General features: G+C 69.8%; 12 protein-coding genes and 2 pseudogenes. 5 read left to right on the plus strand and 9 right to left on the minus strand.

Going from position 1 to position 11940, the window contains the following annotated elements; all coding sequences use genetic code 11:
* Nucleotides 1-1087: ABC transporter ATP-binding protein (locus HY68_RS27995; RefSeq protein ID WP_041993938.1), on the plus strand; the 1087-nt coding region annotated here is incomplete at its 5' end.
* A gap of 40 nt (nt 1088-1127) precedes the next feature.
* On the opposite strand, the gene HY68_RS28000 is transcribed toward HY68_RS27995, so the two are convergent.
* Together HY68_RS28000 and HY68_RS28010 are read right to left on the minus strand one after the other, a co-directional pair.
* Nucleotides 1128-1733 carry a response regulator transcription factor gene (locus tag HY68_RS28000; protein WP_041993940.1) on the minus strand — a complete coding sequence of 202 codons (606 nt, stop codon included), beginning with the start codon at nt 1731-1733 and terminating at the stop codon, nt 1128-1130.
* 848 nt (nt 1734-2581) lie between these two features.
* A complete protein-coding gene (locus HY68_RS28010) occupies nt 2582-3481 on the minus strand; it encodes an alpha/beta hydrolase (RefSeq protein ID WP_041993946.1) in 900 nt (299 codons plus the stop codon).
* Between the two features lie 85 nt (nt 3482-3566).
* Between HY68_RS28010 and HY68_RS28015 the strand changes: the two genes are divergently transcribed.
* A complete protein-coding gene (locus HY68_RS28015) occupies nt 3567-4040 on the plus strand; it encodes a winged helix DNA-binding protein (RefSeq protein ID WP_041993949.1) in 474 nt (157 codons plus the stop codon).
* 28 nt (nt 4041-4068) lie between these two features.
* Nucleotides 4069-5043: an aldo/keto reductase gene (locus HY68_RS28020; RefSeq protein WP_041993952.1), complete on the plus strand. Its 975-nt coding sequence runs from the start codon at nt 4069-4071 to the stop codon at nt 5041-5043.
* Nucleotides 5044-5135: 92 nt separating this feature from the next.
* Here HY68_RS28020 and HY68_RS41135 read toward each other — a convergent pair.
* Both HY68_RS41135 and HY68_RS28025 read right to left on the minus strand, forming a co-directional pair.
* Nucleotides 5136-5423 (minus strand): annotated as a pseudogene (locus HY68_RS41135) (nuclear transport factor 2 family protein); the annotation flags it as partial.
* Between the two features lie 5 nt (nt 5424-5428).
* On the minus strand, nt 5429-6178 hold the full coding sequence (locus HY68_RS28025) for an SDR family oxidoreductase (protein ID WP_041993955.1): 750 nt from the start codon (nt 6176-6178) through the stop codon (nt 5429-5431).
* Nucleotides 6179-6386: 208 nt separating this feature from the next.
* On the opposite strand from HY68_RS28025, the gene HY68_RS28030 reads away from it, so the two are divergent.
* The gene (locus HY68_RS28030) at nt 6387-7298 is read left to right on the plus strand and encodes an AraC family transcriptional regulator (RefSeq protein WP_041993957.1); all 912 of its coding nucleotides are present in this window, start codon (nt 6387-6389) and stop codon (nt 7296-7298) included.
* Between the two features lie 66 nt (nt 7299-7364).
* On the opposite strand, the gene HY68_RS28035 is transcribed toward HY68_RS28030, so the two are convergent.
* Nucleotides 7365-8594 carry a serine hydrolase domain-containing protein gene (locus HY68_RS28035; protein ID WP_041993960.1) on the minus strand — a complete coding sequence of 410 codons (1230 nt, stop codon included), beginning with the start codon at nt 8592-8594 and terminating at the stop codon, nt 7365-7367.
* A gap of 253 nt (nt 8595-8847) precedes the next feature.
* Here HY68_RS28035 and HY68_RS28040 point away from each other — a divergent pair, with 253 nt between their 5' ends.
* Nucleotides 8848-9690 (plus strand): glycoside hydrolase domain-containing protein, encoded by an 843-nt coding sequence (locus HY68_RS28040; protein WP_041993963.1) that lies wholly within the window; start codon nt 8848-8850, stop codon nt 9688-9690.
* Nucleotides 9691-9739: 49 nt separating this feature from the next.
* Here HY68_RS28040 and HY68_RS28045 read toward each other — a convergent pair whose 3' ends face one another.
* The 4 genes and pseudogenes from HY68_RS28045 to HY68_RS44155 form a co-directional block, all read right to left on the minus strand.
* Nucleotides 9740-10480 (minus strand): VOC family protein, encoded by a 741-nt coding sequence (locus HY68_RS28045; RefSeq protein ID WP_041997389.1) that lies wholly within the window; start codon nt 10478-10480, stop codon nt 9740-9742.
* A 47-nt stretch (nt 10481-10527) separates the two neighbouring features.
* Complete coding sequence (locus HY68_RS28050; protein ID WP_041993966.1) at nt 10528-10905, minus strand: hypothetical protein; 378 nt, start codon at nt 10903-10905, stop codon at nt 10528-10530.
* 251 nt (nt 10906-11156) lie between these two features.
* Nucleotides 11157-11600: a VOC family protein gene (locus HY68_RS28055; protein WP_041993969.1), complete on the minus strand. Its 444-nt coding sequence runs from the start codon at nt 11598-11600 to the stop codon at nt 11157-11159.
* A gap of 50 nt (nt 11601-11650) precedes the next feature.
* Nucleotides 11651-11940: pseudogene (locus HY68_RS44155) on the minus strand (exonuclease SbcC); the annotation flags it as partial.

The raw sequence follows: 11940 nt of genomic DNA on the forward strand, positions 1-11940 counted from the left end.
GGCGCGTTCGCTCGCCCGGTGGGCCGCCGTGCGCGTCGTCGCGCTCGCGGTCTGCGGCCGGGTGCCGCCCCTGCTCCTGCTCTTCGCCGCGCCCTGGCTGATGCGCCGAGGCCTCACCGGCGGTGCGTTGGTGGGGGCGCTGACCTATCTGACCCAGGCGCTGGCCCCGGCCGTACACGCCCTGATGAGCATGCTGGGCACGGCCGGGGGGCGCCTGGTGGTCGTACTGGACCGGTTCACCAACCCCGTACCACCGCCCGCCGAGCCGCCGTCCGCCACCGCACCGGCCCCGTCCGGGACGCCGGTCCCGGCGCAGATCCGGCACGCCACCGCCACCGCCGGCGGCGGCCGGTCCGCGCCCTCCGGTCCCGTGGTGGCCGAGCTGCGGAAGGTCACCTTCGCGTACGGCCCGTCCGCCCGGCCCGTGCTCGACGGGTTGGACCTCACCGTCCGGCGCGGCGAACACCTCGCGGTCGTCGGGCCCAGCGGCAGCGGCAAGTCGACGCTCGCCGCGGTGCTCGCCGGGGTCGTCCCGCCGACCGGGGGAGAGGTGCGCTGGTACGGGCGTCCCACGGCTGACCTGGACCCCAGGAGCGCGCGTACGCTCCTTCCGCAGCAGGCCTACGTGTTCACCGCGTCCCTGCGGGACAACCTGCGCTACCTCCGTACCGACGCGTCCGAGCAGGACATCGCCGAGACGGTGGACGCTCTCGGCCTGCACGGTCTGCTGGACCGGCTCGGCGGACCGGACGCCATGGTCGAGCCCGCCCTGCTGTCCCAGGGCGAACGCCAGCTCATCGCCCTGGGCCGGGCCCATCTCGCCACGGCCCCGCTGCTCATCCTCGACGAGGCCACCAGCCACCTCGACCCGGCGGCCGAGGCGCGGGCCGAGACCGCGCTCGCCGCGCGCGCCGGGACGCTCGTGGTCATCGCCCACCGGCTGACGTCGGCGGCGCGCGCCGACCGGATACTGGTGGTGGACGGAGCCCGGACGGCGCAGGGCACCTCGGCCCACCTGCTCGAAAGCTCCGCCCTCTACCGGGACTTGACCGGCACATGGGCACCGGAGCCGGGCCGGGCGCCGTAGGACGGCTCCGTACCCGGCGCTCCGTACCCGGCGTATCGCTTCACAGCCAGCCGAACTGGTTCGACAGACGTATCGCGTCCTGCCGGTTGCGGGCGCCGCACTTGCGGATGGCCGCGGCCATGTAGTTGCGTACCGTTCCGCTGCTTAGATGGAGGGCGCCCGCTATAGCGCCGATGGACTCGCCCTCGGCCGCCAGCGAGAGCACGCTCAACTCACGTGCGGACAGCGGCAGATCGGCGGCCTGCAGCAGCCCGAAGGCCAGTGATTCGTCGATGTGCCGCCCGCCGTCGGCGATCTTGCGCATCACGTCGGGCAGGCTCTTGACCGGACCGTACTTGTCTATGTAGCCGCGCGCGCCTGCGGCGAAGGCTCTTCGCAGCCCGCCGGGCCGGTCGCGCCGGGCCAGGACGACCAACGCCCCTTCACTGTCCATCGACTTGCGTACCGACTCCACCTCCATCAGCACCTCGACCGAGTACGGACAGTCGAGGTCGGCCACGAAGATGTCCGGGAGCGACTCCTCGGACGCGGCCTGGACTCCGCCCTTGTCCGTCGTCCGTACGTGGAGTACGTGATCGCTGCTGAGCAGGCTCGCCAACGAGGCCCGCCACAAAGGGACTGCGTGTACCAACAGAACCGTTGTCATGAGCCAGTCCGTTCCTCAGTCGGGTCAATACATGCGAAACAGGTACTCCGCCATGTGCGGGCAGTAACCAGTTCATCGCAGTGAGACGCCCTACCCGACGCAAACTGTCTTATTCCCGGGATGCGTTGAGGCGACGGGGGCGCGCGACCCCAACGTTGAAGCACGAAATGCGCCCTCAAGGCGCGCCGCACCCGTCCCGCGGTGCGGCGCGCCATGAGCCCGGCAGGCGGCGCGTTGCTGTCTCAGCTCAGCTGCTCGGCCGGTCCGACACTGATGCCCTCCGGGCCGCGGACGTAGCAGAGCTGCTCTCGGCGGCGGTGACCCCGTCCGCATGGGCGCGGCGTTTTTCGATCGTGCGGAGGGTGAGCCAGCAGGCCAAGGCCGCGGCGGTGAGGGCCCAGGCTGTGGGCCATACAGGGGGCCACCAGGCGGCGGTGGGGTGGGTGACGGCTTCGACCGCGGTGAGGGTTATGGCGAAGGCGTGTGCCCAGCAGAGGAGTTGACCCGCGCGGCGGGTGGCCGAGGTGGACGGTTGGCGCGCGGTGCGTGGGTCGCTGGTGGTCATCGCTCTTCCCCCTGGAGAGCTGGCCGACGCGGGCCGCGTCAGCTGTGGACGCGTGGCACCGGGCGGTGACGCGGTGGGGGGATATGGACCGCTACGAGTGGTCCTTTGACGGATCTTGACTGTTTGGTTGCCGTATGGCGAGCGAATGCGGGACCACGAGCGCTCCTTTCGGCCAACGTGACTACGGTGTGCACCAGAGTGTTCACCCCGAGAAGCGTGCCGTGTGGCAACTATTTCTGTGACATATGGGGCATCAAGGTTGGCCTGTCCTGGTGGTTGGTGCTCAGGTCCGCTTGGTGTCGACCCTTGCCGTGAACTCCAGCAGTGTGGCCGCGAGTGCTTCGGGAGCTTCCTGCGCGATGAGGTGGCCCACTTTGTCGAACTGCACAGCGGTGACCTCGCCGGCGGTCACCTGGCGGAAGGTCCGTTCGGTGATGCCTCCATGCCCGGCGGCCTCAACCGTGAGCACCGGCGCGGCGATCGGGTGTGACTCGGCCAGCGCCTTCGTCGCGCCGCGGTCGGTGAAAATGCCCCGGTAGAGACCCTCCGTGCCCCGCCAGGCGTCCGGGCGCGCGTAGCTTCGTACGAACTCGTCGACGTCGCCTGCGTCGATGGAGCCCGGCGTGCCGTTCATCAGTGGGAAGGCCCAGTCGGCCAGCAGCTCCCGCTCATGGCCCGGGAGGAGCATGCCGGCGATGCCCGGGGCGCCGAGGAATCCGACATGCCACGAGCCGTGGTTGTTGACGTCGGCAAGGGCCTCGAATCCGAAGCCGGCCAGGGTCGTCTCGATTCCGGTGAGGCTGATGACGTCCTCGGGGTGTGTGGCCGCGAAGCGGAAGCCTGTGCCGCCGCTGATGTCCTGGCAGAGGATGTGAACCGGGCCCGCGCCGATGTGTGCCACGAGATGGTGCAGGTCCTCGGCCGAGACCGCCTCGCCGTACTCGGTGTCGGCGTTGCCGGAGTCGCCGAACCCGCGCAGGTCGAGGGCGAAGACCCGGTGGGTCGGCGCGAGCAGGGGGATCAGCTCGCGGAACGCCCACCAGGTCTCCGGCCAGCCGTGCACCAGGAGGATCGGCGAGCCGCCGGTGCCGGCGGAGACGTAGTGCAGTTGTGTTCCGTTGACGTCGGCGAGGTGATGGGTGACGCCGGGAAGGGTGGCGCCCGGGGGCGTGATCGTGGTCATGGGAAGCTCCTAAATAGGCAACCTGGTTGCGTACCACGATAGGCAACCAGGTTGCTCTTGTCAAAGGGGGCCGTATGCTGGCCGCATGTCCAGATCAGGCGCCGATCTCGCGCTGCTCCTGCTCGCCGGCTTCCGCACGCTGGCGGATCGGGCCACCGTCGAACTCGCCGAGCGCGGGTACGAGGACGTACGGCCGGTGCACGACTTCGCCCTCCACTCGATTCTGTCCGGCGCCGACAGCGCCACCGAGCTCGCACGCAGAATGTCGGTGACGAGACAGGCGGCCGCGAAGACGATCGCCGCGCTGGAGGAACGCGACTACGTCGTGCGCCAAGCCGACTCGGCCGACCGCCGCCGGACGCGACTGCGCGTCACCGAGCGCGGACTCGCGATGGTGCGACAGGGTGAAGCGATCTTCGACGAGATGCGTGAGCAGTGGGAGGAGCAGGTGGGTGCTACCTCGATCGCCGCGCTCGAAGAAACACTCCGCACGCTCGTCGGGGACGCCGCGATCCGGCTCGACTCACCGGGCTGGATCGCGCGCGACCCGGAGGCGTAGCGACAGCCAACGAGGAGAGACGAAGCCAATGAAACACATCAAACTGCGTGACCTGGACGTTGCCCGCGTCGGCCTGGGCGCGATGGGGATGTCCCACGGCTACACGGGCGCCGGAAGCGACGACGCCGAGTCCGTCCGTACCATCCACCGGGCCCTCGAACTGGGCGTCACGTTCATCGACACCGCAGAGGTCTACGGCCCTTACACCAACGAGGAGTTGGTCGGCCGCGCCCTGAAGGGCCGCCGCGAGCAGGTCGTCCTGGCGACGAAGTTCGGTCTCATCTCCCACACCGGCCGCGAGGGTGGCACGGACAGCAGTCCGGCCGGCGTCCGTACGGCGGTGGAGGGCTCCCTCTCGCGCCTGGGCACCGACTACATCGACCTGTACTACCAGCACCGCGTCGATCCCACCACGCCGATCGAGGACACGGTCGGTGCCCTGGCCGAGCTGGTCACCGAGGGCAAGATCCGGCACATCGGTCTGTCCGAGGCAGGACCCGACACCATCCGCCGCGCCCACGCCGTCCACCCGGTCACCGCCGTACAGTCCGAGTACTCGCTGTTCACCCGCGACCCCGAGGCCCATGTCCTGCCGGTGCTGCGCGAGTTGAACATCGGCTTCGTCCCGTTCTCACCACTGGGACGCGGCTTCCTGACCGGCAAGGTACGTTCCACCGACGAGTTCGACCCCACCGACTTCCGCGCCGGCAATCCCCGGTTCACCGAGGAGAACTTCCGGCACAACCTGCGTCTGGCCGACGAAGTCGCCGCCGTCGCGGCCGAGATCGGTGCCACCCCGGCCCAGGTTGCCCTGGCCTGGCTGCTGGCCCAGGGCGAGGACATCGCACCCATCCCCGGCACCAAGCGCGTGGCCCGGGTCGAGGAGAACACCGCCGCCGACGAGGTGCACCTCAGCGAGGCGCAACTCGCCACGCTCACCGGCCTTCCGCCGGCCGCGGGCGCCACTCACGACGAGGCCGGCCTGCGCATGATGGAACGCTGACAGGGCCCGTCGGGGTCCGGTCCTCCTTGACGGGGGATCGGCCCCGGCTGTCACGGACTTGCCCCGCGTCCGAGTGGCGACGCCGGCGCGGGCTACCCGCCGACGGTGTGAGGGAACGAGTGGTGTTCGTGCGCCACGACCCACCGACCGTGTTCCTTGCGCAGCCCGAGTGGGAGACGTAGACGGTTCTCGGGCTGCTCGGCGAAGTCTTGCGGCGTTCCACACCGCAGCAGGGCGTGCGCGAACGCCACATCGTCTCCGGCGGTGATGTCCAACGACTCGATCTCGAACGTGGCGTCTTGTGCCTGCCACGCGAAGAACGGCGGCCATGTCTCGCGGTACGCGCCGATCCCGTGGACGCCCTCGTAGGGTGGCGGGACGCCGATTACTTCGCCTGGGCGAGTGCCATCGCGTCGGGGCCTGCCGGGAACCGTAGCTGGCCAGTGGTGTCGTGGGCGGCCCGCCATACCGTCTCGGCGACGTCGCTCTCCTTGGTGAACACGTCCTGGCCCGTGAAGTCGTCCATGGCCTTCTTCGCGAACGGCGCGTAGGGCTCGGGGACGAGTGTGTCCAGGGATCCGCCGCCGGTTGCCCTGGTCGCGAAGTTCGTCGTCAGGCAGGCGCCCGGCTCGACCGTCTTCGCGTACACACCGAACGGTGCGAGTTCGAGGGAGAGGGACGAGGTGAACCCCTCAACGGCGAGCTTGCTGGCCTTGTAGACGGCCGAGAGCGGCATGTGGCCCAGCACCACGCTGGAGGTCACATTCACCACCACGCCGGAACCACGCTCACGGAACTGCGGCAGCACCGCCTGCGTCATCGCCATCACACCGAAGGTGTTGGTCTCGAAGACCTCCCGCACCCTCGCCATGGGCGTGCCCTCGAACACACTGATCGAGGGCACGCCCGCGTTGTTGACGAGGACATCGACGGGGCCCACCGTCGCGAACACCTCGGCGATGCTCTCCGGGCTCGTCACGTCCAGGGCGACGACGCGGAGCCGGTCCGAGTCGGGCAGGATGCCCGGACGTGGCGTCCGCATCGTGGCGATGACGTTCCACCCCTGTTCGTGGAAGTGGAGGGCGGTCGCGCGCCCGTATCCGGAGGAGGTGCCAGTGATCAGAACGGTCTTCACGTTGTGCTCCTTGCGAGGTGGCAGCGGCGTGTGAGGTGGAATCCAGGCGATCCGTGTCGACGAGCAGACATTTTTCTGCTCCACCGGAGAACCAGTAATTCCATTGAACCGCTGTGACCTGCGCAAACGTTAGACCGATGCTCGCCAACCCTTGCACAATCCTCCCGATCGCGGGAGTCATGGCGCGCGGTGGTGTTGCAATGGACGGATGAACCTCGATGAGCACCGCACCCTGCTGGCCCGCCACGCGCGGCCCGACTGGACCACCGCCATCGACGGTGTCCACATCTCGAAGGTCGACCGCTCCGATCCGCCCGCGCCCTCGATGTCCGGTACGCTCCTCGCCGTCATCGTCCAGGGCGCCAAGCGCCTCGCCCTGGGGGAGCGGGTGTTCGAGTACGGGCCCGGGCAGTATCTGGTCGCTTCCGTCGACCTGCCTGTCACGGGACAGTTCACCCGGGCCGACCCCGAGCAGCCCGCGCTGGGGTTCGGCCTCGTCCTGGAACCGTCCGCCATCGCCGACCTGCTGCTCGGAACCGGGTCCGGGGCCGCGCACACCCCCCGTACCAGCGGTGGCGCGCCGTCGGGGATCGCCGTCAGCGACGCGCCGGACGCGCTGCTGGACGCGGTGGTGCGGATGTTGCGCCTGCTCGACGAGCCACGCGACCGGGCCGTCCTGGCCCCGCTGATCAAGCGCGAGATCCTGTGGCGGCTGATCAACGGCGAGCACGGCGCGACGGTGCGCCAGCTCGGCCTTGCGGACAGCAGCCTCAGCCATGTCTCACGGGCCGTGCGCTGGATCCGTGAGCACTACGCGCAGCCCTTCCGGGTCGAGGACGTGGCACGCCAGGCCGGCATGGGCGTCTCCGCCTTCTACCGCAACTTCCAGTCGGTGACGGCGATGAGCCCCATCCAGTTCCAGAAGCAGATCCGGCTGCAGGAGGCCCGGCTGCTGCTCGCCACCCACCCCGGCGACGTCACCGGGGTGGGCCATCGGGTCGGGTACGACAACCCCTCCCAGTTCAGCCGGGAGTACCGCCGTCAGTTCGGCGCGCCCCCGAGCCAGGACGCCGCCCAGCTGCGTCAGGCGGTACGGACACCCGCAGGTGTCCTGGCCTGAGCGTGGCCCGGGCGGCGCGACCTGGCGTGTGACGACCGAGCTTGTGACGACCACGCGTGTGACGACCTAGCGTGTGACGACCGAGCCGTCGTAGACGTTGTCGGGGGTAGCGACCGCCGTGATCGCGCGGGCGAGGAGGGTGGACGGCTCCGCGCCCCCGGTGGTGATGTCCGTGTTGATCATGATCACCAGGGTGGCCCGCTGCGAGGGCAGATAGACGGTCACCGTCTCGTACCCCGGGATGGAGCCGTTGTGGCCGATCCATCCGTTGGTCTCGAAGATGCCGAGGCCGTACGTGGTGCCGGGGAAGCCGGTCGGCAGTGTCGTGAGGCGCTGTGCCTGGGTCTGCGGGCTGAGCAGCTTTCCGGTGGCGACGACGTCCGCCCAGCGGCGCAGGTCGTGCAGGTTCGAGATCATCGCCCCCGCCGCCCACGCCCAACTGGGGTTCCAGTCGGTGGCGTCGCCGACGGCTCCGCTCGGCGTCTGGTCGGTGTAGCCGTGCGGATGCGGTTCGGGGAACTCGGGTCCGTGCGGGAACAGTGTGTCGTGCAGGCCCGCGGGGCGGAGCACCCGATGGTCGATGACGTCGGCGAGCGGGTGACCGGTGACCTTCTCGATCACAAGACCGAGCAGGACCAGGTTGGAGTTGCAGTACTCGAACTGCGTACCCGGCGCGGCGGTGTTCGGGTGCTTGAAGCCGTACGCGAGCACCTCATGAGGGGTGAAGTAGCGCTCCGGGTCGCTCAACAGGGCCTGGTTGAAGTCCTCGTCGGAGGTGTACGGGAACAATCCGCTGCGCATCTCGGCGAGTTGGCGGAGCGTGATGTGGTGTCCGTTCGGCACACCGTGGACGTAGCGGGAGATCGGGTCGTCCAGCCGGATCCGGTGGTCGTCCACGAGCTGGAGGAGCGCGGTGACCGTGAAGGTCTTGGTCTCGCTGCCGATCCGTACGTAGGGGTTGACGGTCATCGGCCGGCCGGTGACGGTGTCGGCGACGCCGGTCGCGCGGACGTAGCTTCCCTTGCCCGGCATCCACAGGCCGACGGCGACACCGGGAATGTCCGCCTGCCGGCGGACGTCCTCGATCGTCTTGTCGAGCCGGGCGGTCAGGACGGGGCCGAGACCGCCGGCGGCCGGCCGGCCCCCCGGGTGCCCGTCGGCGGGCGTGGTGCGGGCGTCAGTGGCTCGCACCGTCGTGGCCTGGACGGTCGTGGCCGGAGCCGCCGTCATCGGAATCACGACGGACGCGACGAACAGTGTCGCGGCGAGCAGTCGGCGGCGGGGCGTACGTCGCATGCCGTGGCACCTCTTCCAGTCAGGGTTCGGGCGGCCACATCACCATCCGAATCCGCCGCGAGGGACCCCTTTTCGAACGTGTTCTCGCGAATCCACCCGTTCGGAGCCGCCCGGTACTCGCTTGTCCGTGCCGACCCGCTGTCGCACGCTCTGCGGGTGAATGGTCTGATCTTCCCATCGGCCGTGCGTAGCGGCCCTGGATCGATGCCCGTCGGAGTATGGTCTGCCGACCGGTATGTGGGGGGAACAGAGAATGTCCAAGCACCGTATGTCCAAGCGCAACCGCGTGGTGGCGTGGGCCGCCGCAGGCGTCGTGCTGGCAGCCGGCGGGGCGGTCACCGCCAACGCCGTCACCGGTACGGCGTCCACGGCGAAACTGCCGGCGCCCTCGCTTTACGCGGGCCGGGCGTTCGACACCTGCACCGCGCCCTCGCTCGCCACGATGAAGGCGTGGAAGGCGTCGAAGTTCTACGGCGCCGCCGCCGTCTACATCGGCGGGAAGAACCGTGGCTGCGCCCAGCCGCAGCTGACCGCCTCATGGGTCAGATCGGTCTCCGCCTCCGGCTGGAAGCTCGTGCCGCTGTACGTGGCCGCGCAGCCGCCGTGCCAGACCAGCCGCAACACCGACAGGATCGTCGCCTCCACGGCGGCGGCCCAGGGCACCCGGGACGGCAACGACGCCGTCGCCAAGGCGAGTGCGCTCAAGATGACGGCGGGCAGCGCGCTCTACCTCGACATGGAGCCGTACGACACCGCCAACGCCTCCTGCAACACCGCGGTCCTCACCTACGTCCGTGCCTGGACCCGTGCCGTGCACGCGAAGAAGTACTGGTCCGGCTACTACGGCTTCACGTCCTCCAGCGCGGCGGCCGTCGCGACAGCGAAGAGCCGCACCGATCTGCCCGACGCCCTCTGGTACGCGCTGTGGGACAAGAAGAAGACAACGACGACCGACTGGCGCTGGAGCACGTCGCTGTACACCGGTCACCGCCGCGCCCATCAGTACATCGCCAACAGCAAGGAGATCCACGGCGGTGTCACCCTGACCGTCGACCGCAACGCGTGGGACGCGCCGGTCGCCGTCATCGCCAAGTAGCGGGTCGGCGGGGTCGGTTCGGCCCTGCGGCTGCGACCCTCGCCCCGGATCAGGACGGGGCGAGGACGCAGAACTCGTGGCCCTCGGGGTCGGCCAGACATGTCCACGGGACATCGCCCTGGCCGACGTCGAGATCGGTGGCGCCGAGGGCCCGCAGCCGGGCCACCTCCGCCGCCCTGTCGTCACCGGGGTACGGCAGCAGGTCGAGGTGGACGCGGTCCGGCACGGTCTTCCCGCCGGGCGCGCGGAGGAATTCGAGATACGGGCCGACCCCCCCGGCGGAGCGCAACGTCGCCTGTTCGTCGGTCACTTCGCGCACCGTCCAGTCCATCGCCCGGCCCCAGAACCGGGCCATGGCCCGCGGGTCCTCGCAGTCGACCACCACGGCGGCGATCGGCCCGGTGTCCCGGTAGACCTCGCGGGGCTCCAGCACACAGAACTCGTTGCCCTCCGGGTCGGCGAGGACCGTCCACGGCACGTCTCCCTGGCCCACCTGCGCGGGCGTCGCACCGAGGGCCTGGAGGCGGGCGACCAACTCCGCCTGATGGGCGGCGGATCGGGTGGCGAGATCGAGGTGCACACGGTTCTTCGTCGCCGACTTGGGTTCCGGGACCGGAACGATGTCGAGGCAGACGTCGACCGAGTGCGGCCAGACGAGTTCGCCGGCTGGTGCGACGTACGTGGTCACACCGGGCCGGAAAACACTCCAGCCGAGCGCCTCCGCCCAGAACCGGCCGACCGCCGAGCCGTCAAGAGCCTTGATGTTCACCTGAACAGGTCGCAACGCCATGCCGGTGATCCTACGGAGCATCCGGATCCGGCTGCGGGGTCTGCCGGTCAGCAGGCCGAGCCGAGGCACTTCTGGCTGAAGACCTCCTTGCCGTCGACCGTCCCGATCACGCTCGTGGCCCGGATGCGATCCGGCTTGCTGGACGAGACGTCCTTCTTCCGGTCCGCCTTGACGACCAGACGTACCGGCTTCTTCGACGTGTCGTGCCCCGTGCAGGTGATCGTGTAGGACTTCCCGTCCGAGGTGGCACAGGACAACTCCCCGTCTATGGGGTGGTTTTCCTCTTTGAACGAGACTTCCCCCAGCTTCGAGACCAAGGTGCGCAGCGACGCGTCACCGACTTCCTTCGCGCTCGTGTCGCATGCCGTGACCGCCAAGACGGCGGTGACAGTCGCCGCGGCGAGCGTGAGTGTGCGTTTCGACATGAGTGCTCCTCGTGGTCGGCCGTGTGCGAGCACGGCTACGAGGCGCAGTGCCCCGCAGCACTCACCAAACACGCACCTGGGCACTCGTTGGGCCGGCCTCGGGGGTATTTCGTCCGCGGGTATCACCGACTCCGCGCCGGCTCCCGCCTTTCGGCTGGCGCCCGCTCCTTCGCACGGAGGAGGACGTACGGCGCGGGTACGCCGATCGGGCGACCGCGCCGACGGTCAGGCACTCCGGACGGAGGTCGCGATCAGACGGAGGTCTCGATCAGCTCGACGACCGGGCCGTGCGCCAGATCGTCCAGGTAGACGAAGCGGGTGACGTCAGCGACGGCCGCGTCGAAGACCACCCGCGGCTCCTCGCCCGCCTCGCGCAGCGCGGCGAGATACGCGTCGACGCTCTCCACGACGTAGGCGAGGTGATGGACGCCCTCGCCGTTGGTCTCCAGGAACTCCGTGTAGGGCGAGCGGCCGGTGAGGGGCTGGATCAGTTCGATCTCGGACGCTCCGGTGTTGATGAAGCCGTAGCGGGCCGAGCAGGAGACCTCTTCCCCGTGGAGCCGGGCCGCGGTGAAGCTGAGGTCCGTGACCCGCTCGGTCGTGGCCGCCCACCGCCGTTCGTAGTCGGCGACGGCACGGTCGAAGTCCGACACCACGATGCCGACGTGGAACAGCGGAGGAAGGGCGAGGGGCATGGTGGTCTCCTGAAGCGAACTCTGGTCCGTGGACCCGGCAGTTCGATTGTTCACCACCCGTCCCGGCCCCGGAGAGCGGTGTCGAGGTCGCGGACGAGCTCACCCACGCGGCCGCCACCGGCGGGGGCCGCGGGCAGCCGCGCCAGGACCGTGGTGACCGCAGGCGGGGCATGGCGGAGGGCCCGTTCGACAGCCTCCCCGGCGGCGTGCCCGTCGGCTTCGGGGGCCAGCTCCGCCGCCCGGGCCGCGTTCGCCGCCGCACCGAGGATGTGTTTGACCTGATGGGCGCTGGCCTTGGGGTGAAGGTACGCGGCGCCGGCCGCATGGCTCGCCGCTCGCG

The organism is Streptomyces sp. AcH 505 (assembly GCF_000818175.1).
GTDB lineage: Bacteria > Actinomycetota > Actinomycetes > Streptomycetales > Streptomycetaceae > Streptomyces.